The 25959-nt window shown below is 44.0% G+C and carries 31 protein-coding genes; 21 read left to right on the top strand and 10 right to left on the bottom strand.

The genetic code is table 11. From position 1 onward, the window contains the following. Positions 1–188: 188 nt before the first annotated feature. Positions 189–1709 (top strand): aldehyde dehydrogenase family protein, encoded by a 1521-nt coding sequence (locus tag L3V37_RS15900; protein ID WP_005377169.1) that lies wholly within the window; start codon positions 189–191, stop codon positions 1707–1709. 126 nt (positions 1710–1835) lie between these two features. Here L3V37_RS15900 and exsE2 read toward each other — a convergent pair whose 3' ends face one another. Then, positions 1836–2141 (bottom strand): T3SS regulon translocated regulator ExsE2, encoded by a 306-nt coding sequence (gene exsE2, locus L3V37_RS15905; protein ID WP_017821350.1) that lies wholly within the window; start codon positions 2139–2141, stop codon positions 1836–1838. Positions 2142–2149: 8 nt separating this feature from the next. Beyond that, positions 2150–2596: a type III secretion system regulatory chaperone ExsC gene (gene exsC / locus L3V37_RS15910; protein ID WP_005377174.1), complete on the bottom strand. Its 447-nt coding sequence runs from the start codon at positions 2594–2596 to the stop codon at positions 2150–2152. Positions 2597–2984: 388 nt separating this feature from the next. Between exsC and L3V37_RS15915 the strand changes: the two genes are divergently transcribed. The 20 genes from L3V37_RS15915 to L3V37_RS16010 all read left to right on the top strand — a co-directional run bounded on the left by L3V37_RS15915 (position 2985) and on the right by L3V37_RS16010 (position 19090). Further along, positions 2985–3398, top strand: a complete 414-nt coding sequence (locus L3V37_RS15915; protein WP_017634557.1) for a YscW family type III secretion system pilotin — start codon at positions 2985–2987, stop codon at positions 3396–3398. A gap of 609 nt (positions 3399–4007) precedes the next feature. Further along, complete coding sequence (locus L3V37_RS15920) at positions 4008–4868, top strand: AraC family transcriptional regulator (protein ID WP_005377191.1); 861 nt, start codon at positions 4008–4010, stop codon at positions 4866–4868. A gap of 148 nt (positions 4869–5016) precedes the next feature. Beyond that, positions 5017–5997, top strand: coding sequence for a T3SS regulon anti-activator ExsD domain-containing protein (locus L3V37_RS15925; protein WP_005377193.1), 981 nt, complete (start codon positions 5017–5019; stop codon positions 5995–5997). 12 nt (positions 5998–6009) lie between these two features. Continuing rightward, positions 6010–6438 (top strand): YscB family type III secretion system chaperone, encoded by a 429-nt coding sequence (locus L3V37_RS15930; RefSeq protein WP_237306588.1) that lies wholly within the window; start codon positions 6010–6012, stop codon positions 6436–6438. Next, positions 6426–8309 carry a type III secretion system outer membrane ring subunit SctC gene (sctC, locus tag L3V37_RS15935; protein WP_237306589.1) on the top strand — a complete coding sequence of 628 codons (1884 nt, stop codon included), beginning with the start codon at positions 6426–6428 and terminating at the stop codon, positions 8307–8309. The genes L3V37_RS15930 and sctC overlap by 13 nt, the downstream gene beginning before the upstream one ends. A 5-nt stretch (positions 8310–8314) precedes the next feature. Continuing rightward, positions 8315–9616, top strand: coding sequence for a type III secretion system inner membrane ring subunit SctD (gene sctD / locus L3V37_RS15940; RefSeq protein WP_005377197.1), 1302 nt, complete (start codon positions 8315–8317; stop codon positions 9614–9616). Further along, positions 9603–9806 carry an EscE/YscE/SsaE family type III secretion system needle protein co-chaperone gene (locus L3V37_RS15945; protein ID WP_005377198.1) on the top strand — a complete coding sequence of 68 codons (204 nt, stop codon included), beginning with the start codon at positions 9603–9605 and terminating at the stop codon, positions 9804–9806. Before sctD ends, L3V37_RS15945 begins: the two co-directional genes overlap by 14 nt. 18 nt (positions 9807–9824) lie before the next feature. Then, complete coding sequence (gene sctF / locus L3V37_RS15950; RefSeq protein ID WP_005377199.1) at positions 9825–10073, top strand: type III secretion system needle filament subunit SctF; 249 nt, start codon at positions 9825–9827, stop codon at positions 10071–10073. A 3-nt stretch (positions 10074–10076) separates the two neighbouring features. Then, a complete protein-coding gene (locus L3V37_RS15955) occupies positions 10077–10436 on the top strand; it encodes a YscG family type III secretion system chaperone (protein WP_005377200.1) in 360 nt (119 codons plus the stop codon). Further along, positions 10433–11068, top strand: a complete 636-nt coding sequence (locus tag L3V37_RS15960) for a YopR family T3SS polymerization control protein (RefSeq protein WP_017821342.1) — start codon at positions 10433–10435, stop codon at positions 11066–11068. The genes L3V37_RS15955 and L3V37_RS15960 overlap by 4 nt, the downstream gene beginning before the upstream one ends. 8 nt (positions 11069–11076) lie before the next feature. Next, positions 11077–11421 (top strand): type III secretion system inner rod subunit SctI, encoded by a 345-nt coding sequence (gene sctI / locus L3V37_RS15965; RefSeq protein ID WP_005387149.1) that lies wholly within the window; start codon positions 11077–11079, stop codon positions 11419–11421. After that, a complete protein-coding gene (gene sctJ, locus L3V37_RS15970; protein ID WP_086012989.1) occupies positions 11421–12167 on the top strand; it encodes a type III secretion system inner membrane ring lipoprotein SctJ in 747 nt (248 codons plus the stop codon). The genes sctI and sctJ overlap by 1 nt, the downstream gene beginning before the upstream one ends. Beyond that, a complete protein-coding gene (vscK, locus tag L3V37_RS15975; RefSeq protein WP_206958215.1) occupies positions 12160–12825 on the top strand; it encodes a SctK family type III secretion system sorting platform protein VscK in 666 nt (221 codons plus the stop codon). The genes sctJ and vscK overlap by 8 nt, the downstream gene beginning before the upstream one ends. Then, positions 12804–13442 carry an HrpE/YscL family type III secretion apparatus protein gene (locus L3V37_RS15980; protein WP_005387146.1) on the top strand — a complete coding sequence of 213 codons (639 nt, stop codon included), beginning with the start codon at positions 12804–12806 and terminating at the stop codon, positions 13440–13442. Before vscK ends, L3V37_RS15980 begins: the two co-directional genes overlap by 22 nt. A gap of 182 nt (positions 13443–13624) precedes the next feature. Next, positions 13625–14056 (top strand): type III secretion system chaperone, encoded by a 432-nt coding sequence (locus L3V37_RS15985; RefSeq protein WP_186584995.1) that lies wholly within the window; start codon positions 13625–13627, stop codon positions 14054–14056. A gap of 3 nt (positions 14057–14059) precedes the next feature. Next, positions 14060–15223 carry a VopS family T3SS effector adenosine monophosphate-protein transferase gene (locus tag L3V37_RS15990; RefSeq protein ID WP_225496946.1) on the top strand — a complete coding sequence of 388 codons (1164 nt, stop codon included), beginning with the start codon at positions 14060–14062 and terminating at the stop codon, positions 15221–15223. Positions 15224–15478: 255 nt separating this feature from the next. After that, entirely contained in the window at positions 15479–15925 is a 447-nt protein-coding gene (locus L3V37_RS15995) for a type III secretion system chaperone (protein WP_053304389.1), read from the top strand. 10 nt (positions 15926–15935) lie between these two features. Continuing rightward, a complete protein-coding gene (vopR, locus tag L3V37_RS16000; protein ID WP_005387142.1) occupies positions 15936–16913 on the top strand; it encodes a type III secretion system effector VopR in 978 nt (325 codons plus the stop codon). Positions 16914–17143: 230 nt separating this feature from the next. Beyond that, positions 17144–17602, top strand: a complete 459-nt coding sequence (locus L3V37_RS16005) for a CesT family type III secretion system chaperone (RefSeq protein WP_005377211.1) — start codon at positions 17144–17146, stop codon at positions 17600–17602. A 9-nt stretch (positions 17603–17611) separates the two neighbouring features. Continuing rightward, positions 17612–19090, top strand: a complete 1479-nt coding sequence (locus L3V37_RS16010) for a CesT family type III secretion system chaperone (protein WP_158173932.1) — start codon at positions 17612–17614, stop codon at positions 19088–19090. A gap of 89 nt (positions 19091–19179) precedes the next feature. On the opposite strand, the gene L3V37_RS16015 is transcribed toward L3V37_RS16010, so the two are convergent. From L3V37_RS16015 to L3V37_RS16050, 8 genes are all read right to left on the bottom strand, one after another. Further along, entirely contained in the window at positions 19180–20076 is an 897-nt protein-coding gene (locus L3V37_RS16015; RefSeq protein ID WP_086046793.1) for a DMT family transporter, read from the bottom strand. Between the two features lie 112 nt (positions 20077–20188). Then, complete coding sequence (locus L3V37_RS16020; protein WP_213967044.1) at positions 20189–20899, bottom strand: AraC family transcriptional regulator; 711 nt, start codon at positions 20897–20899, stop codon at positions 20189–20191. Positions 20900–21001: 102 nt separating this feature from the next. Then, entirely contained in the window at positions 21002–22051 is a 1050-nt protein-coding gene (gene vscU, locus L3V37_RS16025; RefSeq protein ID WP_005387129.1) for a SctU family type III secretion system export apparatus subunit VscU, read from the bottom strand. Between the two features lie 15 nt (positions 22052–22066). Continuing rightward, on the bottom strand, positions 22067–22852 hold the full coding sequence (gene sctT, locus L3V37_RS16030) for a type III secretion system export apparatus subunit SctT (protein ID WP_137282056.1): 786 nt from the start codon (positions 22850–22852) through the stop codon (positions 22067–22069). Further along, on the bottom strand, positions 22849–23115 hold the full coding sequence (gene vscS, locus L3V37_RS16035) for a SctS family type III secretion system export apparatus subunit VscS (protein WP_005377227.1): 267 nt from the start codon (positions 23113–23115) through the stop codon (positions 22849–22851). The genes sctT and vscS overlap by 4 nt, the downstream gene beginning before the upstream one ends. Positions 23116–23128: 13 nt before the next feature. Next, complete coding sequence (vscR, locus tag L3V37_RS16040) at positions 23129–23779, bottom strand: SctR family type III secretion system export apparatus subunit VscR (RefSeq protein ID WP_005377232.1); 651 nt, start codon at positions 23777–23779, stop codon at positions 23129–23131. Continuing rightward, on the bottom strand, positions 23776–24744 hold the full coding sequence (gene vscQ / locus L3V37_RS16045) for a SctQ family type III secretion system cytoplasmic ring protein VscQ (protein WP_137282055.1): 969 nt from the start codon (positions 24742–24744) through the stop codon (positions 23776–23778). The genes vscR and vscQ overlap by 4 nt, the downstream gene beginning before the upstream one ends. Further along, positions 24741–25952 (bottom strand): type III secretion system needle length determinant, encoded by a 1212-nt coding sequence (locus L3V37_RS16050; RefSeq protein WP_237306590.1) that lies wholly within the window; start codon positions 25950–25952, stop codon positions 24741–24743. Before L3V37_RS16050 ends, vscQ begins: the two co-directional genes overlap by 4 nt. Positions 25953–25959: the final 7 nt, after the last annotated feature.

Here is a 25959-nt window from a genome sequence, read left to right on the forward strand (position 1 = left end):
ATTGGTGTTCACACCATACATCCGCTCAAACATCGCTCACTTGGTTTGTTATCGCTTGGTAATCATAGTTTTACATTTAATTAACAACAAGTGTGGCGTAGTTGGCGTGTGACTTGCGTAATGCTCTTTGTGAACAGTGCGATACGACACTGCAATAACACATTGAACGAGAAACAAAAGGAAGAGTTATGATCTATGCACAGCCAGGTAGTGAAAATGCCATTGTTAACTTTAAATCGCATTACGATAACTTTATCGGTGGGGAATGGGTAAAACCAACGGGTGGTGAGTACTTTGACAATATCTCACCAATCAACGGACAAGCGTATTGTAAAGTTGCTCGCTCTGGCGAGGAAGATATTAATTTAGCACTGGATGCCGCGCACAACATCAGAGCAAAATGGGCCAAAACCAGCGTGACAGAACGTTCGAACATCTTGCTGAAAATTGCTGACCGTATTGAGCAGCATCTAGAAGAGCTTGCAGTTGCAGAAACTTGGGAAAACGGCAAACCAGTTCGCGAAACCTTGGCGGCAGATTTACCTTTAGTAGTGGATCACTTCCGTTACTTCGCTGGCTGTATTCGCGCACAAGAAGGCAGTGCGGCAGAACTGGATGAGCACACCGCAAGCTACCACTTCCCAGAACCGATTGGTGTGGTTGGTCAAATTATTCCGTGGAACTTCCCAATGTTGATGGCGGCTTGGAAACTAGCACCGGCACTAGCGGCGGGTTGCTGTGTGGTATTGAAGCCAGCAGAGCAAACCCCAACATCCATTCTGGTTCTGATGGAAAAAATCGGTGACCTTCTTCCTCCTGGTGTCATCAACGTTGTAAACGGATATGGTTCTGAAGCGGGTCAAGCATTAGCAACCAGCAACCGCATTGCGAAACTCGCGTTTACCGGGTCTACGCAAGTTGGCAACCACATTCTGAAATGTGCAGCAGACAACTTGATCCCATCGACAGTTGAGTTAGGTGGTAAATCTCCAAACATCTACTTCTCAGATATCTTCGATTACGAAGATGAGTATCTTGATAAGTGTATCGAAGGTACGTTACTTGGTTTCTTCAACCAAGGTGAAGTTTGTACTTGTCCATCTCGCGTACTGGTTCATGAAGCGATTTATGACAAGTTTGTAGAGAAACTGACGGAACGTGCACAGCTGATTAAACAAGGTAATCCGCTCGATACCGATACTCAAGTCGGTGCTCAGGCTTCTCAAGAACAGTTTGATAAGATTTTAAGTTACCTGGAAATTGGCCGTGAAGAAGGCGCAAAAGTGGTCTTTGGTGGTGGAGTGTCAGAACAGCCAGAGTCTATCAACCAGGGGTACTACATTCAGCCAACCATGTTGGAAGGCCACAACAAGATGCGAATCTTCCAAGAAGAAATCTTTGGCCCAGTGATTGCTATCACCAAATTCAAAGATGAGGCTGAAGCGTTGGAAATCGCAAACGACACCGAATATGGCTTAGGCGCAGGTGTTTGGACACGTGATGCGAACGTCGCATATCGTATGGGCCGTAATATTGAAGCTGGTCGAATCTGGATTAACTGTTACCACGCTTACCCTGCACACGCAGCGTTCGGTGGTTACAAAAAATCGGGTATCGGGCGCGAAACGCACAAGATGATGCTGGATCACTACCAGAACACGAAGAACTTGCTGATTAGCTACAGCATCGACCCGTTAGGCTTCTTCTAGTGAAACTAAGTAATTAATAAAGAAAAAGCAGTATGAATCAAAACCCCGAATCTTCGGGGTTTTTTATTAGCGTGAGCTTGTCGGCTGAAGGTTAACTTAGATGTTTAACCTGCTTATATTGTGATATCAGGAACGTTGAATTATCGCCACTTTTCGTTCCATAAGCTTTTCTACGGCGGCGTTTTGCTTGTCAATATTGAGTTGTGGATCAAAGTCCAAAACGCGATTGCAAGATTCGAGACTGGCAAATTGATTTAAACATTCACCAAGCTCTCTTTTAGAGCTTGTTCGCATCAGACTGCTTTCTGATGAGGAGAGTAGGGTGACTTTACGGCCATGAAACGTTCCTTGCGGCACTGCATCACTTTGCTGCGCTTGTTGAACGTCATGAACCGATGAATTGGTGTATGTGGATTGGATGTCATTGGACATAAAGACACCTAAACTCTCAAGTCTAAAGTTTGTGGCATCGGTGGTGCCTCATCAATGGTTACATGAGAAGACAATAACGCTTCCCACGACTCGCTGTGCGTCAGCAATTCTGCTAAAGCTGTTTCAAAATATTCGTAATCCAGTCGCCTAATGTTAATGAGTCGGTTTAAACATAGGACATGTCGGTGGTTATCTAAACTAAAAAATAACTGGTGCTCAGGCCAGTGATAATTAAAGGCCAAGAAAGAGCGATAGAGATCGGAATTTACAATTTGAAGGCCAACAATCTCAGCTTCGAGCTGCAGAGTTGTCGATTCTGGATGAAAGATGATATGCACCCTTAGATTATCATCAAAGGCTAAGCTTACTTCATTTTCCGTTAGATGCAGTGCAGGCAAGCCTATTTGATGAGCAAACTTTAGCAAAATCTCATCGATAGTTTGGCGTGCTGACATAGGAATAGTCCCTTTTGAAATTTTATCAAGGAAAATATTAGATGTATCTCTTCATGTTTATCAATATTAGTCGGTTGTTATTATATTTTGGCTTTTAAATGTGTTGAGAGAAATAGAAAGATAAAAGTAAGTGTGTTCAGATGCATATCTCGATGGCAATGATATATATGAATATCAATTTTCTCTAATGAACTTCAATTAAGGAAGGAATGAAAGAGAGAAGAAACTGTTTTTGAAATTACAGTCCATGTTAACTACGTGTTGTTGAAAAATGCGATTTATTGTCCGATTGTAGTATAAATATAAGTTGATCTTTTATATTTTTACATAAAGAATTGTGTGAATTTCAAATGAGCTAGATTATATAAAATAAGTTTATGGGGTCATAATGAACAATTCTATATGGGCTGGTTTTATTGGGTTGTTCATACTGAGTGGGTGCAGTCAGACTGTGTCCGTCAATGGGGTGGATGACTTTGATACACAGAGTCAGGCATCAGTCTATGGTTGGGTTTCTGTCGACGGCTACTTTCCACCTTCGATTACTTCTCTTGAAGTGGAAATATGTAAAGTTATTGATAATCAATGTCTTAAATCGGCATCTCAGAGCTACCAAGGCGTTCAGTTGCCTGTGCAGTATTCGTTTTTAATTGCACCAATTCAAGCTGGTGAAGGAAAAATGAAGATTATTGGAAAGCTTTATTCAAACGGTGAGCTCGTTGCTGAAAAAGAAAAGAACTATTTATTTTTAGAGGGAAATAAACAAGAAAACTTGATTCTTGTTCCAAAAATAAACAGATAAAATTTTAAGTACTACATTTTTATTAGAATTTTCTAATTTATAAAAATAAAGACCATATCTTTCCTTTTGTGAAAGATTTGTTGTCTTTTATAAACATTAATTACATGACTTCGAAGTCATCGGGTCAGTTGTTTTTTAGACTCATACTTGTTGCAAAAACAGTATTTTTTATGATTATATCTCGCTCCTTGAACACGTTGGCTTGGCTTTTTAGGCTATAAAACATACATTTTTATGATTTTGGAAATTTAATTTTGTTCTCGAAACGATGCCGAAATCTATTTAATTGTATTCTAATGTATAACAAAACAACCAAGCTTAAATAACGAAATGATATTTAAGTTTTGGCTAATGATAAACGCTATCTGATAAAAATAATAAAGACGGACAGCAGAAATTTACTAAGTCAAACTTTTACCTTTAGGTAAAGGTAATGCTTGGGTTATTCGCTAATTATTCGGGGGGTATGGTAAGTGATAGAACTTCTATGCTCTTTTCTTTGCTTCTTTAATTCATACAGCAGTACTTAGAAATAACAACAATCAAAGTAGTGCTTTGAAAGTTTCTCAACATTTGCACTGAGAAACTCAAAATAATGAAGGGTAGAAAATGGATGTGTCAGGCCAACTAAACTCAGAAAGGGTCGACTCGAGTTCACGAAAAATTCGTAGTTTTTCCTGCTATGAAAAATCTGACGAAGTATTTCACTCAGACCAGTCTCACATTGTTGTCGTTCACAATGGTCAGCTTCGAGTTCAAACAGGTGATTGCACAATCGATGTTGCTGCAGAAAATGGGGTATTTCTATCCCAAGGAGATTACTTGTTAGAGTACTCTCCGCTAGATGGGGCATACAAAGCGTCGATTATTGCCTACGACAATGAACTCGTTAGTCAGTTGCTGCAAAAACACAGTGATCTCTTGATGATGCTGCCTAAGGTAGACAAAGTTTGTTCTGGTTTGTTTACTTTTGGTTTGAACATACTCGTTGAACAAGTGCTTTCTAGCATGCAGACGCTTGAGCAACAAGCGTACCCTGATGCCATTATGTGCCTAAAATACGAAGAACTACTCATTCTCTTGCTACACAGCAAAGGAGGAGAATCACTGTATGCGTTGCTGTCACAACAAACAAACCGTACGTCGGAACGGTTACGTCGATTTATGGAACAGCATTACTTAAAAGAATGGAAGTTGACAGACTACGCGCAGGAGTTTGGTGCCAGCTTAACCACTTTTAAAGAGCTTTTTAATGAGCACTATGGCATTTCTCCAAGAGCCTGGATCAGTGAGCGTCGACTACTGCATGCTCATAAACTGCTGTTGACGAGTAAGATGAGCATCGTAGATGTGGCGATGGAGGCAGGGTTTTCCAGCCAGTCTTACTTTACGCAGAGTTACCGTCGTCGTTTTGGAACGACCCCAAGCCGCGTACGTTCGGGAGACGATCAAGTGGCTATCGCGAAATGAAATGACTTGGGACTAAAATTTTCTGACTAATTTTGAAAGTCACTCACCAGTGTAAATTCTATTATGTATCGTGTAACAACGAACGATTAAAAATTATTACATCTCTTTCTTTCTGGATTGTTCGAAAGGGGTGCGGAGACGAACATAAATGAAAAAGCAGCATTGGCGACGCCGTTCGCTTTTTCCAGACAGCATAGTGACACAGCGGAAAGTGACTGTTTTACAAAGAGGAGCTCGTTATGAAAGCGCCTCGAAACCTACGCAGGATCTCAATGTTGTGCACGTCAATCACCGACAATTGTTGAGTGAAGGCGTCATAAATTATGAGCAGTTATCTTTACTTCAACGCTTGTTGGATAGAAATGTCGTCGATAGCCTGTGCGCTAGCCAGTTAGTAAAAACGTATCAAAAACTTGGTGCTTCGATAGACCGGTTTGCTATGCGTTTATTTTTGGAAATTGGATCGCAGCTCAGTGATAGCAGCACAATCACAACGTTCGAACAAAGGCTGGACTACATCAACTCTCGTCTGGGCTTTCGCTTTAATTTGGCTGTCCCAAAAACGTTGATGCTTTGTTTCCATTTATCACTCAACGAGTGGATTAACCGACAAGTCGATCAAAGTGCTCTTCATGCTTCGATTAAAGTTGAACAACTTATCAATCAACTCGATATTCAGAAGGAATATTGGTCGAAGCTATCAGGGGAAGACACCAGTGCCGTCTTTGTTCAACAGCAACTCGATCTTATTAAGAGCCAGCAGCATCAACTTAAAAAGCAACTTGGGACGTTAAGCGAACAACAGTTGCAAGTGATTGAATGTCATCGTTTGTTAATTGAGAAGTGGCAACCGTCTTTAGACGAGCTGAAAGGGTTCGCGGAGTACACCTCGACAACCGAACAATTTATTTCTGAGTGGAAAAATTGGTGTTCGGAAGTACGACTTGAAGCCCCTGAGCTGAACGAAGTTTGGGATGCATGCGATGTGGTTTACAACGACCAAAATGCGGTTGCGAAAGTATGGCAATGGTTCAAGAACATGCAAACTGTTGGTGATATCGATCACTACTATTTTGATACTCAAAGTGGTCAGTGCGGCCAGGCTTGCAATCACCTCAGCCAGATCTAAATAGGGCGTTAAATGTTAGATAAGATGATGAAATCTTTAGCGGAAGCGCTAAAGGTAGGGGATTTTATTGCCTCAGAAAATGGTTCTTACAACATCGAGGTTGACCAGTTATCACTGACCATCAAGCAACGTGCGTCATGGATTTTATGGGAAGCGACGTTACCCTTCCAGTTTAAAGAGCATCTAGATTATCAACAAGAACAAGCGTTACAACGTTGCATGCAGCTCTCATTAAAAACCACTCGTGCGGATGGCGGCGTACTGACAACCAATGATGATCAGCAATTGATTTTGCAAAGTAAAGTACGGGTTGAGGACTGTTCGGTGGAACGGTTCTCTGCTTTGCTTTCTAAGCACGTCAATCTATGTGAGCGTTACATTGCATTATTGGAACAAGAACGTGTGAACCACACAATCAACCATACAGTGTGGTTACCATGATGCAAAAAATCTTTCCCAACATTAGACGTGCTGCAACAAAGGCATTGTTATGCGCAGTGAGTGTTGTTCCTTTGGGATATGCGCAAGCAACAGACTTACACTGGCCCGAACAACCGTTCCGCTACTATGCAGATAACGACTCATTAAAAGAGTTGTTGAATAACTTCGGTGCAAATTATCGTGTCTCGGTTTCTGTTAGTGACAAAGTCAACGATCGAGTGAATGGGCGTTTTACCCCTGAAGATCCGGCGGAATTCCTCGATTACTTATCGCAAGTGTACAACTTGATGTGGTATTTCGATGGAGCCGTCTTACATGTCTATAAGGCGACAGAAACTCGCTCACGTTTACTTCAATTGGAATTACTTACGGCTAGAGAGCTACGCAGTACGTTAATTTCCACCGGCGTTTGGGATTCTCGTTATGGTTGGAGAGCTGCTGAGAGCAAAGGGTTAGTCTATCTTGCGGGTCCTCCACGTTATGTCGACTTAGTGGTACAAACGGCGGAGGCATTGGAAACGCGCTTGCTGCAGAAATCGAATTCAACCGACGAATTATTCGTTGAGATAATTCCTTTGAAGTACGCTTCTGCAACGGATAGAGAAATTTCATATCGAGATCAGACAATTACGGTCCCTGGCATCGCATCGGTGTTAAAACGGGTCGTGTCTGGTGTTCAAACTCAAGTGACGAGTGCGTCTAGCAAAGAAGTTACCAGTTCAGATAAGCCTGTAAAAAGTAATAAAACCGCCTCAGTTCATGGTGGCGCAACAGTTGAAGCAGAGCCGGGCCTTAATGCGATTATCGTTCGTGATACTCAAGCACGATTACCGCTCTATCGTAAACTGGTCGCGCAATTAGACCAGCCGCAATCAAGAATTGAAGTCGCGCTATCGATTGTCGATATCAGTGCCAACGATTTAAGTCAGTTAGGCGTGGATTGGCGAGCAGGAGTGTCTGTCGGAAACAACCGCATTGTCGATATCAAAACAACAGGTGATGTGAATTCGGGGGATGTGACGCTCGGCAGTGGACAGAACTTTAAGTCCTTGCTTGATTCAACCAACCTAAATTACTTGCTGGCTCAAATTCGTTTATTGGAATCCAAAGGCAGTGCTCAAGTGGTTTCAAGACCAACATTGTTAACTCAGGAAAATATCGAAGCGGTACTGAACAACAGCAGCACGTTTTACGTCAAGCTGGTTGGTAAAGAAACCGCAGCGCTGGAAGAGGTCACGTATGGCACGTTACTGAGAATTGTCCCACGTATCGTTGGTGATAGATTTGCTGCACGACCTGAAATTAACCTGAGCCTTCATCTCGAAGACGGTGCAAAGATCGCTGATGGTGGCGTTGATGATCTTCCTTCCGTTCGTAAAACTGAAATCAGCACCTTAGCGACGGTTAAACAAGGGCAAAGCTTACTTATCGGTGGTGTGTACCGAGATGAAGTGAGCCATCAGTTACGTAAAGTGCCATTGCTAGGAGACATCCCATATTTAGGCGCGCTGTTTAGAAGTAATACCAATACTAAGCGCCGCACAGTACGAATGTTTATTTTAGAACCTCGAATTGTTGTGGATGGTATTGGCGATAGTGTGTTGATTGGCAACGAATATGACTTGCGACCAAGTATCGGCAAGCTTAACAACATCTCCAACAATAGCGCTGAATTTAAATCGGTAGTGGAAGTATATAGCTGCACATCGAGGGTTCAAGCCGAGCGCTATCAACAAGACTTATTGTCACAGCAAAAGTCGTCTCAATTAACGCAGTGCCGATTACCAACAGGGCAAAAGGGTTGGCGGGTGAAAGTATTGGAATGTGATGACTCACAAAGTGAGTGTGTGCGCCCTTCAGAGGAGTCTTAACCGCGATGCAGCAATGGAAAATTCGTATTTTATCAGGCGTGCATACCGGAGTAGAAGTCACCTTACCTGAAGGTGCTCTCGTGCTTGGCAGTGACGACTTTATTGCTGATCTTGTACTGTCTGATGCTGGGGTCGAAGCGAACCATTTCACTCTCGTTTGCCAGCAAGACTCGGTCATTTTACGAGGCTGCGAAGAGGCAAATATTAACAGTGAAGACATCGCTGTTGCAGGTGATGGTATCGAGTTGTCACGCCATGCTGTTGTCTCGGTCGGCGTTGTGAAGTTCGCTCTGGGATACGCGGAAGATGCGTTAATTGTGAGTAACGTCAGCGACGAATCTAGCCAACAGAATACACCTGTGGTTGCTGTGCAACGCTCTAGCTGGAAAAAAACAACGCTCATCGCTTTGCTCTGTAGTTTTGTCCCGAGTGTCATTTTTGCCGGTATGTGGTACAGCCAAGCTAACGGAAACAACAATGAAATTGTTACAGAAGCAGAACCCATTGTTTTGGTACGTAACATCTTAGGCGAGCTCAAACTTAGCGACGTTCGTGTGGAATGGAATGCCGCCGCACGCCAAGCAGTCTTAGAGGGTTATGTTGAAGACCGAACACAGAAACTCGATCTGCTTGGTCGAATTGATGTATTGGGCATCAATTACAAAAGTGACTTAAGAACGATGGAAGAAATCCGTCGCGGGGTTCGATTTATTTTGCGCAACCTCGGCTATCACCAAGTGAAAGTCGAAAATGGCGATGAGACCGGAACACTGCTGCTGACGGGCTATATCGATGATGCAAGCCGCTGGAACCAAGTTGAACAAATCTTGGAGCGAGACGTGCCGGGTCTTATTGCGTGGAAGGTTGAACTGCAGCGAGCGGGTGCCTACATGGATACGCTAAAAGCGTTATTGACGGATGCGGAGTTACTGAAAAAAGTCCAGTTGGTCACCAGCGGTGATCGCATCGAAGTTCGTGGTGAGCTTGATGATATCGAAACGACTCGATTTTACGGTGTGACCCGAGACTTCCGGGAACAATATGGTGAGAAACCGTACTTAGTTTTGAAATCCATACCTAAGGTGAGTAAAGGCACCAATATCGATTTCCCGTTTCGTAGCGTTAACTTTGGCCAGGTTCCATATGTGATTCTGACCGATAACGTTCGCTATATGGTCGGTGCAAGAACGCCTCAGGGCTACCGAATATCCAGTGTTACACCTGCTGGTATTGAGTTGGTTAAAGGCGGGCGGGTGATAACAATAGAACTCGGATATGAAGGCGAGACGAACAATGACAAATCTTGAACAAATTTTAAATAACGACACAAACGGTGCGGAAGTGCACAAGATTAAGAGCAAGCTCTTAGAAGCACAAGCGGTGGTGAAACGTCAGTTGGATTTAGGGTGCTCACCACAGCAGTACCAATTGCTACTCAAACAGTATGAAGCTTACACAGCCGCCCATGCGGTCGTTGAATCATACGAAGCTAACTAAAAAATACGAGGAAGTCTTATGTCATTTTACGATGCTAGTAACAGTGTAAACCTTGATGATGTTAAAGCTAAGTTAGAACAACAAGCGAAAGATGCCAACACAGAAGTGACGGCAGCCATCAAGAACCTAGAAACCAATGCCGATGATCCATCAAAGCTTGCCGAGCTTCAGCACGCGATCAACAAATGGTCTGTTGTTTACAATATCAATGCGACCACCACTCGTGCGATTAAAGATGTGATGCAGTCGATTCTCCAGAAGGTGTAAAGCATGGAACGAGAAACGCGCCAACTGCTGGCTGAAATCGCGCTGATGGCAACAGGTATGCATCGTCATCAAGAAGCCAACACGATTGCAGATGGCCTTGAAGCAAGCTCAGGTTCTGAAGAGACCGTTGCGATGATTCGTGCAATGAGCCTCATGAATAAAGGCTTGTATGAAGAGGCTCATCAATTACTCGAACCACTTTGTAATGCCTATCCAGATCTGATCAGCTTAGCGGCTCTTGCTTCTGCCAAAGCCGGTTTACTGAGCAAAGCGGAAAGCTGGGTAGAGCTTGCGTCACAAGGAAGCGAAGAAAGCCAAGCATTTGCTGCGAGCTTTTCTCAGGACATTAGGAATCTTGGATGATCATTGATTCAAGCAACCTAAGTCTTCAACACCAATCTTTGCGTCAGTCGGAGTCGCGCCATTATGAGCGGAGCGATGAAGACAAGATGAAAGCACTCATGGAGCGAAGTGACAAGCAAGAGCAAGTTTCACATGTTTCTCCAAAAGAGACGCTAGAGAAAACAGAAGCGAAACTGGCGGAGATTAAAGCGTGGTACGAATCATTAAAAGACGCAGAGGTTGTCAGTAAACAAAGTGTCTTATCATCGTTAAATGAAGCGTTTTCCGACCCTCAAGTTAAACGAGAGGCAATGTGGTACGCCTTTCATGAGGCGAAGAGTGCAAAAGGCAACGAGCAGCCACAATCTGATTTGTTAAAGGTGTTGAAGCAGGAGTTACTAGGGAGTTTTTCGGGACAGCTTATTGCCGAACCACCTGCTGATAAAACAGCACTAAAAGCAATGCTAGCGCAGCATTTTCCACTGGGTGCCCAGAAAGAACAAGCCTTATGGCATTGCTGGGCAGAGTTGAAGTCGTTACCTGATATGGCATCAACACTGGACATGGTTCGTGATGAACTTAGCTTCATGATCCAAAAAAATGCGATGGTGAAAAACATCATGACTCACAGTCACAAGTTAGATTTATCTTAGGAGTACATATGATAAATACGCAGTACACCGAGGTGATGCAAACCAACATTGATAAGTTACAGGATGCGCAAGTCGAAGACGGTTTAAGCGAACGTTTTGAGCAAGCCATGTCGGTTCCCGAGGCAAGTAATGGCCTGGAGGGCGGTTTGCTAGAAAACATCAGCGAGTTGAAAAACACTATCGATAACGCGAAAAGTAACCTGCAAGACAACATGAAGATGGTGGGTGATGATCCGGCGCAATTACTGCAAATGCAGTGGGCGCTGACACGCATTACTTTTCAAGAAGAGCTGATCGCGAAAACCGTGGGTAAAACCACACAAAACGTAGAAACCTTATTGAAGGCACAATAGTGATGATGAATAAAATGAGAGCAGTTTTCATCATGCTCACGTTGTTTCTGGTAGGTTGTCAGACCGAGCTATACACCAACGTTACTCAGAAAGAGGGTAATGAGATGTTGTCGATCTTACTATCCGAAGGTGTCGTTGCAACAAAAGAACCTGACAAAGACAACACCGTCAAGTTAATGGTAGACAGTTCTCAAATCGCCTTCGCGGTAGATGCGCTAAAGCGAAAAGGTTATCCAAGAGAGCAGTTTTCTACACTGAAAGAGGTGTTTCCTAAAGACGATTTGATCTCGTCACCATTAGCAGAACGAGCACGTTTGGTGTACGCGAAATCTCAAGAGCTCTCGTCAACCTTATCTCAGATTGATGGCGTGCTGGTGGCACGTGTTCATGTTGTTTTGGAAGATCAAGATCTGCGTCCAGGAGAGCGCCCAACTCCAGCTTCTGCCTCCGTATTTATTAAACACGCGGCAGATATTGCGCTTGATTCATATGTCCCGCAGATCAAATTATTAGTGAACAACAGTATTGAGGGGTTGAACTACGATCGAATCAGCGTAGTGATGGTACCCTCATCAGAGGTTCGAGTTGCTACTCAAAACAATCAATTTAAAAGTATTTTGTCGGTTCAGGTCACCAAAGAGACGGCGAATAATCTTATCGCCATTTTGGTGTTCTTGGTAGCGGCACTCATCGGCTCGAATATCGCTACTTTTACATGGTGTCGTAGGAACACGAAGCGTGGTTAAACCAGAAACACCACTCGCGCAGGTACAACACCAGTTTAACTATGCGCCTTGCCAGTACATCCATAGAAGTTGGATAGAGCAAAAGCAGCCTTGGTTACTAAATATCGAAGGCTGGAGAGATAACCCCATGTTCAACCAATGGTGTATCAATGAGTGGACGTTATCTCCCGTTCCTGAGACGGCTTTTAACAGACCTTGTCATAGTTTGGCATTGCTCCCGACAGACGCGTTGAATCAACTCGTATTGATGGTGGGTGGAGCTTTGCATTGCGTTGCGATGCGAAGCGTTGTTTTAAAACATCCGAAACAGGTTTTGAACAACGTTTTTGGTTTGGAAGGCGCTCGGTTCTTAATTCAAAACGGGCCGATGCTGTTATCCAGTTGGCCGCAAGGCTGGCAGCGTGCGTTACCAGAACTACTGGATGAAAGGTCTGTTGAAGCAAGCATGAGGGCGCTAGGATATTTTTGGATGAGGTTTATTTTGATTAACTCACCAGAAGATGTTGTTCTTCGTTGGCAATTCAAATTAGAAAAGCAACTTAGCGAAAACGCGGAAACAGCTAACTGGTTGGAAGCGGATCAACGAGATCTGGCGTATCGACTCACAAAAAAAATCGCAAAACAGGTTATTCCTCAATGGTTTCATTTGTTGAAATAAAAACAGACAATTTGCAGCTGGCACCTGGCTTAAAGGTGCTGAAAGCGAAAGATTATGCCAGTTATCTGGATTCGCAACACTTAGTTGAAGCCGCGAACTCCAAAGCTGAAAGCATCATTGCTAATGCCCAACAAGCCTACGAAACCGAAAAACAACGTGGTTATCAAGATGGCCTTGCACAAGCCAAGATTGAAAATGCACAAACGATGGTTGAAACCTTAGCACGTTGTAATGACTACTATCAGCAAGTCGAAGAAAAAATGACAGGTGTGGTGTTAGAAGCAGTACGTAAGATCATCGATACCTTCGATGATGTCGATACCACGGTGAGTGTAGTTCGAGAAGCGTTGCAACTGGTGAGTAACCAAAAGCAGGTCATTTTACATGTCCACCCAGAGCAGGTTGTTGAGGTGAGAGAAAAGGTGGCTGGTGTATTAAGTGATTTCCCTGAAGTCGGTTATGTTGACGTGGTAGCAGATGCGCGCTTGAAAAATGGAGGCTGCATTTTGGAAACAGAAGTTGGGATCATCGACGCCAGTATTGATGGACAGCTGCATGCATTAAAGCAAGCCATGGTGAAGCAGCTCAGCGAGCGTAAAATTACGATTCATGAATAAACCTCAAAAACTCAGCACTTGCTGAGTTTTTTCATTTTAATGCCTTTAAACAAAAAAAATCCGACCATTTCTAAAATATTCACTGCCATAAATCCTTAAGAATACACCTAAGAAAGCTGCTTAGTTGATAAGTGTTGCAACCAAGCAGCGCCTCTAAAACAAAAATAGGATTATTTAGTCGAATGGCTAATGGATTTATAACTTCTTTACTGACAGATTTTGCCAGCCGCTGCCAATTGGAGCCGTTGGTTTTTGATGAAGATGATTGTTGCCATCTACTCGTTGAGCAAAACACAGCAATCACAATTCGTGCACAAGAAGATCGTGTGACGCTTATCGGGCTGATTTCAGGTAATAAACCGAGTGCTGATATTTTGCATCAACATATGAAAGATGCCTTAACGCAAGGCTCTCCAGCGGTATGCTGGGAGGAAGAGACCGGATATATCGGTTTCATACACCTGCCTCAGCCACTGCTAACTGCATCTTTTTTCGATGAGTCATTTGCGAATTTCATCGAGTGGTTAAAAAGTGCGAATACACAAGAAGTAACCAATAAAACAATCGAAGTACCGGAAACGAATACCACTCATTTTTCCACATTAAGGGTTTAAAACATGATCAGTTTTGGAAGTGTTAGCGCGTTGCAGGCCGCCATGCCGCAAGCTCGTAACGAGATACTTAACGAAGGTAAGCTGAGTATTGGTGGCAAAGAATACCAAATCAACGCAGCGACCCAAGAATTTACTCGCGCCAATCCTACGAATGGTGCAGTAGCGCGATTTTTTGAAGCGACAGGAAAACTGTTTCGCGAAGGTAGCCCACAATCGGTAGCGAAAGCCCTTACAAAAGCCGTATTTGATAATGAGCAAGGACAAGCTCAGCGTTTACAAGCTGCTTCTTCTGTTGAGCATGGACAAATGTTCTTCAAAGATGGAAGCATAAAAACCGCATCAGATGTCTTAAATGCCTTTGCGAAGTTAGACAGTAAATCAGTTCAGTCGAACTCTGCTGAGCTAAACCAGTTAGCTGAGCGAGCGATGACAGAGGCAATGTTAGAAACCGATTCTGGTAAAAACCTCAGATCACTGATTGGCGAAAGTGCAGCGAAGTTGCTTGCTGGACGTGTAGTAAAAGACTACGGAGGTGGTGTATCTGCAGCGCAGAAAAACCCGGCAGCTAGCATTAATCAAATGCAAGCGGTGTTTGATATGGAGGTGATGCATCTTAAATCGGCACAACGTCATATCGAAGGTCTAGCAAGCACCGATCTAAGCCAAGGTGTATACGCTGAAGGACTGGCGGAGGATGCGTTTAACAAAAGTGGCGTAACCAATAATGTTGAAAGAGCTGCGGCGTGGATCATTAATGCTTCTAACTCTAAAGGAAACGATGCCGAAAATATTACGTCTTTACTGAAAGAATACGCGTCTAATGGTAAAGATTTATTGAATATGGAAAACCTAAAAGAGCTACACGCTCGATTGGTGCCTAATGTTGAGCGTGATTACCGAGGGCCAAATATTTCGGGTGGTACTTTGCCTTCAAGTATTGGCGGTGAGGGCATGTTAAAGCAGCACATTGAAGGCTTTTTGAAAGAGAACCCTGTAGAAGATAAAGACTTAGGTAAACATTTGTTCGCCGGAGTTATCGGGTACCATGGCTTTACCGATGGAAATGGTCGCATGGGGCGCATGCTATACGCGATAGCAGAACTTCGTAACGACTCGTTCAATCCTTTAGCTATGGATGCAGAAAATAGCCTTCACGGTATTAAGTGATTTTTTACTTCTATTTAATTTTTGGAGCGGCGATTGCCGCTCTTTTATTTTCCAGCTTAACCTTAATTTTTCTTCTCAATAAAACGGCTAATAGCAATAAAAATGAGACGTTGAAATAAAGTGTCGGTTTCTATCTCACCATAAAATCTCTTTTATCCTTATTCGCTTATTTAAATGAGCCGTTATACCCAAGTGGCTTCGCTGAAACAAATATATCGATGTCACTTAGTTATAATAAATTAGACAGGACACAACATGAATACAGGAAAGATTAATATGCTTCTCTCTGAGCTGGGAGAAGTGCTGAACCTTGAGCGCGTGACAGCGTATGACGATCAAATGTGGTCACTGCATTTTGCTGAAAACAACAGTGTCGATGTTCTGCTCGTAGAGGAAAAAGGCGAGTTATTGATTTCCAAAAACCTGCTTATAGAACAAGATGATATTACGCTAGATAAACTTCAAGTTTTACTTGAATACAACTTTTTGTATCGAGAAACAGGTGGTGTGCAGTTTTGTGTGAATCCAACACGCAAAGACGTTGTTCTTCAAGTTGCTATCGCGACTGGAAGTGAACTCACCAACATTGCTAACTTAATCATTCAGTTGAACGAATTAGTTGATACTTGGGGACAGTTATTTCAAAACAACACGGTTGTAGATTTTAGCCAAACAGACGTACACGCATTTATTCAAGTTTAAGGCATCACACATGGTCAATATTAATACATCGCAAATGCACTCGTTGAGTCAGTTAACGTCACATTTGGCGACACAAAATCAAGCTGACGACAAAGAGGTTCGAGCACACAACGGTAAAGATATTTTTGTTAAAGAGGGCGCACCAAAAAATAAAAGTATCAGCGCGCGTATTAGCCACCAGAATAAAGCGAAAGATATTGTAGTGAACCTGCTTACTAAGCAGGGTATTCCTAAAGATGTTGCGAAGCTGATGCTGAAAAATGTGTTGAACGGTGAAAATAAGTTAACGCTTGGGAGCCTGAAAAATCTTGAGAGATTGTCGTCTGGCCCTAGCTCAAATTGGCCCACTGCACAAACGGCAGCCTTTTCTTCCAAAACCAATAAAGCCTCATCGAGTGTCGCGCTTATCAACGAACATAAAGCCAACCTTCAAAAGCTTGGTGATTTTGCCTGTACGGACTTAAATACGTTCGGTGTTAAGGGGTCACAGTTTTATGAAACAAAAGGAAAGCCACGACTAAAAGAGCTTCACGCGGATCAAGCGAGAATCATGCAAGATCACCGAGCGACGATGTCCGCAAACGGAGTTCAAGCTGCAGCACAAAGAGGAACCGCACCGCAATTAAGCACTCTACAGAACATTGCTAAGGCAGTACAAACCGCGAAAGCCGGCTGCTGTACTACATTTGCTTTTGCTGCCGCCGCTGAGATGATTCAAGGCATGTCAGGAACACCTGAAAGTGAACCCAAAGTAGAAGTGGTTGCGTTTAAAAAGGGTCATTCAGGTACACACCTTTATGTACTGGTTGGTCGACAAGAGGGGAGCGACATAAAAGATCCATCAACGTGGAGTAAGGATGTGAAAATTGTTGACCCGTGGGCGACATCTGCATTCGGTGCACCAATGTTTGGAGATGCACAACGACCACCTGTTTCGAATATGTTCCCGCCAACAGAAGTCATTTTTGATAGCCATAAACTGGGTTAGTCACTCTGCAAAAGAAGTGAGCAAATACACCATGCTAAGCATCTAACCTTTATTGAAAGAGCAGCTCTGAGCTGCTCTTTTTTATTACTCTGGCAACTCGATTTTAGAGCGAGATTTCTGCGGAAAACCTCACAATGAAGGCGAAAAAGTGACAAAAATAAAGCCATTACCGACATCGTTCAATCTGCAATCGTTGTTCAATAGAGTTATTGAAACAAAAGGAAAAAGTTATGAACACGATTCAACAACTGCTCTTGGAGTTTTGCCAACTCAATGAGTTGCCCGAACTGAATTTTGAAGAAAATGAACGTTGTCAGCTACTGGTCGATGATCGCTACATGTTGTATTTCATTGCGACAGATACGGATGATTTGATGTTGTCTGTAACGTTCGGAGGGTTAGAAAAATCCGGTGAACAACGACTAAAAGGTTTAGAGCTTCTTGCTCATGCTAACTATCAAGGAATTGGTAGTGGCAACCTCGCACTTGCTTTAGCTCCAAATGGTCGACAGCTTGTCTTAGCAGGACGTAAACCCGTTGAGCATCTAAATACGACGAACCTTACCGCTTGGTTTCACGAAGTTATTGAACAGGCCGAGCTGTGGCAAGCGCGTTTCGCAATGTTGGATCAAGCGATTCCAACCACCTCTAATCATGAACAAGCTCATGTTCAATCACTTCGTGTGTAGGAGAGAAAAATGGTTAATACAACACAAAAAATCAGTCAAAGCCCAGTACCTGATCTAGAACAGTTTCGTGCAGTTGCTGCGCAAAAAGATGACCGAGTGATCAGTAAAAGAGGTGAAGTAAAAGAACCTTCCACATTCCACAAAGGTCATAAGTTTGCTTCTATTCACGAAGGCGTATTGAGAAGCAAATACACTAAGTTTTTCCAAGAAAACATCAAAACTCACCTTGATTTAAAGCAGGCGCTACTTAAGCAAGAAAAACCTGAGGTTGCGCTGTTGGCTTACTCCCTAGTGAGTCCTTCAGGCTATCGCGGTGAGCCACTTACTGAGCGTAAAATCTTAGAAGTTGTCAGCCTATTGGATGAAATAAAAGTGAGCAGCGATGCGTACCAGCAGCTTAAAAATACGTTTGATGCGATCAGCAAAGATCCGCGTATGCAGGTGAGTTTAGAAGCCCAGTATCCAGGAAAAATGGATGGCTTCGCTGCTGAACTGTTACAGATGGGCAAAGAAAAGCTAAAAGGTTCTGGTGTGAACGCCGTTATTAACTTGGCATTACCTGGTGTTGGCTTATTGATTTCTACAGGTCGAGAGCTGCACAAAGCGGCCGTAAATGGTGATGCTGAGGCTTACCATCATCAGTTAGAACAAATTTCACAGCTGCCAGGGCGAGATCAACGTCTTTCTATGCCGATGCAGCAAACCTTGGCTCAAGGTCATGCGATACTGTCGGCTGAAGGTGGCATTGGAGCTACGTTAGGTATGGCGACGGGGAGCCTGGGCACGTTCGGTGTTAGCTCTGTAGCAACGGTGGGCGTCACACCGATAGCAAAAGAGGCAATCGGTTCTGCGGCAACGACTGCTATCATGAGCGGCGGTGGCTTTGTGGCGAACCAAGCTGGGGCATACGGGTTAAATACGGAAGTAAAAGAGCAACTTATGCAAGGCGAAATGTCTGGTGTTTTACCTAGACTTGAAGTTTCCAATGCAAAAGGAGACTTTACCTTCAGTATGCAAGATCCGGCTTCTGTCCGCGCATTAATGGCGTACCTTGGCCCTAAGGAGAATACTGCAATGACTTCTCCTCAAGCGCCTAAAGAGGCACAAGAGATGGAAGCCGCTCGATTAACACTGAAAAAGATGTTGGGTTCAGAGCCAAGTGAGCACTTGGTTCCTGACGTAGACTCTATCTTGAAGCTAAGCCCAGAGGATGCACCAAGTAAAACCGAGTCTATTGCTAACGGGGCGTTTAAAAAACTGTTAGGAGAAGATTGGGATTGGCTCATGCCAGCTGTTCGAGCGATTGATAAAGGGGAAGCAAGTAAAATCAACGAAAAGCTCACCTACAAGCTCCCCCTAGATGCAGCAAACGGACGGGTTTATCTTGATAAATGCCCAAACCTGAGTGACGTCCAATTAGATGCGCTAGAAAAACTAGGCTCACCAAGTCAATTGCGATTGATGTACTTGGCAGAAGGCTGGGTGTAATTTCAAATGGTAAAGTAGGGAGTAGGTGCTGCTCCTTACTTTATCTACCGTCAGCGTTACTTTTTGGGGCTGGCTCATCTCCATTGAATTTAACTTTTCGACTGAAGAAACAAACACACAAGTGTCAACGTTATACCAACCCAACCAATGAAAGAAATTTCTTCCCCAACAATCGCAACTGCTAGTGCGGCTGCGATAACAGGTTCAAATAGCGTGAGTATGCTAGCTCCACTGGCTGTAACAAACCGTAGCCCAAACCCAAAAGCGACGTAACCTAACCCCATTGGAATCAAGGCCATGTAGAGCATGACCGTCGTATTAGTTGATGATGCAAATAGATTATCGCCCGTGATGAAAAGTGTTGGTAGAAGCAAAACTCCACCAATACCAAAAACACTTCCCATGGCCGTTTGCGATTCAATGCCGTGGTCAATCATAGCCTTTACTCCCCATGAGTAAATGGCGTACGTCAGACCTGCCAATAGGCCAAGTAATACACCCCAATGCTTCATATCCTGATCAAATAAGCTATTTGCGGATGACTCAGAAGCCAGCAACAAGGTAATGCCAATGACCCCGATTGCGAAACTCATCATCCAGCGCTTGGTTATGGTCTGATTTCGGCTAAAGAGACACTCTAACAAAGCAGAAAAGAAAGGTGCAGTGGAGATAGAAACAACCGTACCAATAGCCACACCGGCGAATCGCATTGATGAATAAAAAGCCAGTGGGTAGGTGGCTAAGGCGATAATACTAACCAGTAACGTTTTCTTCTTATGTACGACTTTTCGAAAATCTCTCTTCAGTGACTTCGCAGACAGACATGCTTGCATAAATCCACCAATACCCATAGAAAATGCGCCAATGGCGAGAGCACTGACATCCGGTGCCAAGCTGGCAGCGGTGCCCGTCGTTCCCCACAGGGTTGAAGCAAAAAGTATGGATAAAGTTCCTAATTGATAGTCGGTGAAATGTTTTTTTAACACTGTAATTTCTACCTAGTGAATGGCTGTTTTAGGGTAGAAAGAATAAAAGAAAGCGATAGAGGTTTTTGTGCTGAAAAGACGGAATACTTGTTCCAGAAGACTATTTTAGTGACTATCGGGAAAACTCTCTAGGAGACATGCCAAAATGCATTGAAAACCGTCGACTAAACGCGGAAAGGTCACTATAGCCAACTCGTTCAGCTATCAACTGAACTGGAAGGTCTGTATGAGTCAATAGTGCTTTGGCTTTTTCCATACGTTGTAGTGTAATGTACTTATGGACGCTTACTTTTAATTGCTCTTTAAAAAGCTTTTTAAACTGCGTCGGACTCAAGCAAGCGGCATTCGCTAATGAGGCAATGGTGAGTGGCTGATCAAGCTGCTCGGCGATCACAGCCTGTACATCTCGAATACGCGAATCCACGGAGCGAGACCGCTTTTGCTGCTCCAGCAACAGATAGAAGGTTGCAACCATTGAGTTTTCAATTTCATCATTAACCTGATACTCAAGTTGCTTTTCGACAAACTGGATAAAGCTCAGTAGAGGCGGGCTAATCGAAAACACAGCCACACTACTATCCATCAAATGAGTGGGCAAAGTGGTCATATCCGCAACAATAAAGCGTGATGACTCTTCGGCATTAAAACCGTGAGCACAACTTTTGGGGATGACTATGCAGTCGCCAACCGCCACCTTTCCGACATAACTATCCATATCAATCTGTATGTTGCCCTGGAGAGGAAGCACGAGTTGATGATAATCACTATGAGTATGTCGGCTCATACGTTTCGTGTAGGAGCGAATGCTTAAGCTAGATTTCATAAAAACAACATACAGTTAAAGGATACCGCATTATAGCGTTGAAAGTATCGAGGTTGAAAGCTGGTCAGTTGTAAGCCCAGATCTTGAGTGGGATGTGGTTTGTTAGTCCGCCTCGGATTCTAACGAGGCCAACCAACGAAGTACTTCGGCGGTTGCTTCAATAAGATCACTTGGGATGTACTGGTCGACGTTGCCGTCCGCGTATAGTGCACGAGCAAGAGGGACTTTTTGCATCACAGGCACACCTTCCTCTTTGGCGATTGCGACCATACGTTTGGCTACCGCATCGGTTTCCATCAAAGTGATGACGGGCAGGGGCGTTTCGCCTTTCTTGTAATAAAGGCCAACCGCGATATGTGTTGGGTTTGTAACTAATACATTAGAACGTTTAACGTTTTCGCGTTGATTGGAGGCTTGTAGCTCTTGGTGCAACTGACGACGTTTGCTTTTTATTTCTGGACTGCCTTCCATCTCTTTGTATTCGCGCTTCACTTCGTCCTTGCTCATTTTGAGCTTTTTCGTGTGATCAAACTTCTGGTACGCAAAATCTGCTGCAGCGATGACGATGAAGCCTACCGAAGAGATAATCATTAATTGTTTAATCATGACGCCAGTAATGGTCGGAACACATTCTAGCCCACAAGTTGGAATTTGCATTAAAGCGTTGATGTTACCGCGTAATGTCACCCAGATAATGCAGGAAAGAAGAGAGACTTTAAGGATCGACTTGATAAACTCAATCACACTCTTGAGGGAAAAAATGCGTTTGGCCCCTTCGACGGGATTGATCTTTTTGATGTCGGGTTTAACGGATTCACCACTAAATAGGAAGCCGAACTGCCCCATATTGGAAAAGATGGCGACGAGTGCAGCAACCAGAATAATCGGAGCGAGTAGATAGGCAATTTCTTTTGCGATGGCGATAGCGACATCGACTAGCGCATCTTGGAAACCCTGATAAGCAAGCTTACTTGGTAGGAGAATAAGCGCTGAGATGTGCGACATGTAATAATCGGCGAACGCAAACAGTACAATTATGAGCGCCAAAATTAATGCAGACGATACGATTTCTTGGCTTTTGGCAACCTGACCTTTCTGTCGAGCATCGCGTAACTTTTTTGCGGTGGGTTGCTCTGTTTTTTCTGCACTCATAAAGAATCCTAAGCGTTATTGCCAAATGGTATTGAGTTGTTCTGCGAATCGGGTAATGCCGTAAAACTGTACTTCAAAGTGATCCATCATTATTCCGAGATACACGATCAGTAAAACACTCGCGATGGCACTTTTTATTGGCATGGCAAGGAAAAAAACATTCAATTGCGGTGCAAAACGACTGATAAGCGCCAGACCAAACTCAGCAAGAAACATTGCCAACACTAGTGGAGCGGACATCAACACACCAAGCCACATAAGCTGTTCAAATTGCGCGTAGAAGAAACTCACCCATGCGTCGCTAACGGTTGGGAAAAAGTCCACGATCGGCCAAGATGTATAGCTTTTGAATAACGCATAGATAAAAGTGACAAAGCCCCCGCCAGAGAAGAACAGGGTAATCAACGTTTGGGTCAGCAACACGGCTGTTGGTGTGGATTGTGAGCCTAGCGTTGGGTTAAACATACTTGCCATGGCAGCACCACGTTGGTTGTCGACCAGAAAACCGGCCGCTTCTATCGCCCAAAAGGGGATAGCAGCAACAAACCCTATCAATAGCCCAATTAATACCTCCTTACCCAAAATCACTATCAGCCAAATGCCGTCGGTTTCTGCGGGCAAGCTTTGCTGATTAATCATCGGAAATATAAACAGCGCGAGTGAGCAAAGCACACCATTTCTCACCATGGTGCCGCCTAGCATTTGCTTGCTCAAAATAGGCAAAAAGATGAAGCACGCCATTAACCTAGGTAACGTCAGGCTGTACAAAAATAAAGCCTGGTGTAAGTCGTGATAACTCATCGTATTTGAGGAATTTTATCCATAGCAAGCGAGGCGAAGGCGTGGAGCTCTGCCCCTAGCCATTGCGTTGTGACGAACAGCGTAATAATGACCGCGATAAGCTTGACCACAAAGCCTAACGTTTGTTCTTGGACCTGAGTTAACGCCTGAATAAGCGACACCAATGTACCAACCAATGCTGCGACTAAAATCGGCGGTAATGACAAGTACAACACTAGGGTTAATGCTTGAGTCGTGAAATGAATGATTTCAGCAGAATGCATACTTTCTCCGTGATTAACCGTAACTCAACACTAAGCCGTGGGTGAGCTTTGTCCAGCCGTCAAGCAAGACAAAAAGCAACAATTTGAAGGGGAGGGAAATCGTCATTGGCGATACCATCATCATCCCCATCGCGAGTAGGATATTCGACACAATTAGGTCAATAGCGATGAACGGTAAGTACAACAGAAAGCCAATTTCAAAAGCGCGAGTAAGCTCGCTGACGGTAAATGCGGGCAGTAAGAGCAATAAGCTGTCCGACTCTAAACGGTCTACGTACTTCTGTGGCCACAATGTGCGTGCAGCATCAGTGAAGAATATGGCTTCGGTTTCCCGAATATGCTTTTTCAAAAATTCTCGATAAGGCTGTAAACCGCTTTCAATGAGGCCTTCTACACTTGCAGAATCTTCAAGGGAGATATCATGCTGCTTTACGTAGTCGTAGGTTTCAAACCCGACGGGAGCCATGATGAAAATTGACAGAATGATAGCCAATCCGTAAAGCGCCATATTCGGCGGAATTTGCTGTACACCGAGAGCGTTACGCAGCAGTGAGAATACAACGGCGAGTTTCACAAACGACGTCGCCATCATAGCGATAAATGGGATCAGTGCCAGCAGTGCTAAGCTGACAATGAGATTGAGCTCGTCGGGTAACTGGATCATGCTGGCTCCTGCGTGCCACCGAACAGCTCCAGTACGCGCACACCTAAATGTTCGTTAACATTAACCAGTTCACACTCACCAATGATTTTGCCGTTGGCACGCAATGTTACCGGCTTAGATACAGGCTGGTTTAGCTCGAATACGTACCCTGGCTGAAGCTGGTTAAGCTGCTCTAGCGTGATGGTTTGATGGCCGATATCAAACGTGAGTTCCACAGGCAGTTGCTGGTGGTCGGTTAACATTTCTGAAGTGTTTACGTCATTCATATTGGTTTCTTTTTCAATAATGTGAAGAGTTTGGTCATCTAGCTGGCAGCGCCAGAGATTCTGGTTAGATACTTGAAAAATGGCTTGTTGCTTGGCGATGTAACCATCGTCAAAAAAGATGACATCTCCCAGCTCGAGCGAATTAAATTCGCTTAACGTCAAATGGGTCCTTCCAAGACTTAACCACACAGGTAAAGCGAGGTGTCGAGCTTGTAGAGCAGCGCTGTTTGGTAGCGCATCCAACAACACGTCTGATCCTTCGCTAACCCACAAACAAAGAGAGCCGTTAGGCTTATTGAGGGTTAACATTAAAGTATGCTCTTGGGCCTGGCTCGCCTCTAACGGCTGTAGTTGACTAAGAATGGGTAACCGACCAAATAGCGCTTTGATTGCCTCACTATGCGGTTCTATCTGTGAGCTCAAAAGTGCTAACTGGAGGGAGTTAGGCAGGGACTCAAACGCAGTAGCATTTAAGGTCGATTTCAGCCAATGTTGGAGCTGCGCACGAGAAAAGTCTACTTGTAGGGTTTGTCCTCCAATCAACGTGGTTAAACGGAACCCTTCAAATGAAGGGATTTGAGCAACAGTAATCGATACGCTCTGACCATCAGTCCCTTGGAAGTGGCACTGTTTTGCACAAAGTTGATTGCTGAGCGCGATACTTTCTGCATCCACTTTGGGAATTATTAACGGTGTCATAGGTCATTCTCCGCTTGCCATTCTTCATACACGCTGCGTTGTTGGCGTGAGTGTTGTTGTTCATGTTGTTGTTGATCGAGCTGTTGAGTTTGTTCGCTGATCGCTAAGCGAAGTGGCTGCTCACCACCGAATCGGTTTAGCCGTTCAGCAAGATCTTGTCTAGCTTGCTGGCTAATAATGGAAAGGGCATGCTCTTGTCGAATCGTCACGCTATACCCTTGAGCGTCCAACTTGATGTGGATTTCGCCACCTTTTAATTGTCCTTCACTTAGAAACAGCCGAACCTCTTTGTTGTCCGATGCGGTTGGCAGAGCAACATAGATTTTGTCCACCAATTGCTGGAGTAATTGGTTTACGTCTCGCGTTGGGCTTGGTTGAGCCTGCGAAGCAACACTTTTTAGGATGACATCGCCTTGTGTTACCGCACTTGCAAAGGGTTGAGAAGGCACTTTTTCTTCATCCGTTTTAACGGTGACTAGTGCGCTTTTCGTCACGATTTTTTCAAGAGGCTTGGTTTCAGGCAGGCCACCAGTTTGGTCTGGTCGTTTGCCTGTATTCTGTAGCGGCGGAGTCGCACGCTTATTGTGCGTTTTTTCAGTTTGCTTTTTCGTTAAGCCAACAATGTTAATCCCATATTGAGCGAGCTCTGTCTCTGTCGCACTTTGGGGAAGCAAGCCAGATTCAAACGTAGAGAGACAATCCGGCGAGGTATGTTTATCCATCGGCGTCGGTTTATCATCTTTCAAATGAGCTTGAGCTTGAAAGTGAGGATCAACACGCTCAGTAGAAGGGGAGCTTAGAACTGTGTCGCCATCGTTTTTTCCATCATTTTTAAGCAATTTATTGTTTTCGCTAATTATTTCTTCGCTATTTGCTGCGTCGTCTTGCGGTTTCTCTATATCTCTCTTAGTGACGACGTCACTTTTACCTTTTAAAGTGGAGGTGTTTTTGTCAGCGTTGGCTTCTTGGTTCGATGAGTTAGGTTTCTTATCTAGACCTTGAGATGTCTTATGCCTTAGCGGTATGTCTTCTTCGCCAGTATGATTTTTTTGGGGATTCCCAACGATAGACTCCTTTCCCTTGCTAGGCTTCTTCGTCATTGCATGCTCGAATTGTGATTGAAGCTCGGCCTCCTTCTCGAGAGGCACTTGTTCCGGCGTTGATTTGTGCAGCGTATTCGATGTTTCAGTTGTTGGGGTAATGCGCATAGTGAAC

The organism is Vibrio sp. D54, assembly GCF_021728075.1.
In the GTDB taxonomy this organism is placed as follows: Bacteria; Pseudomonadota; Gammaproteobacteria; order Enterobacterales; family Vibrionaceae; genus Vibrio; species Vibrio alginolyticus.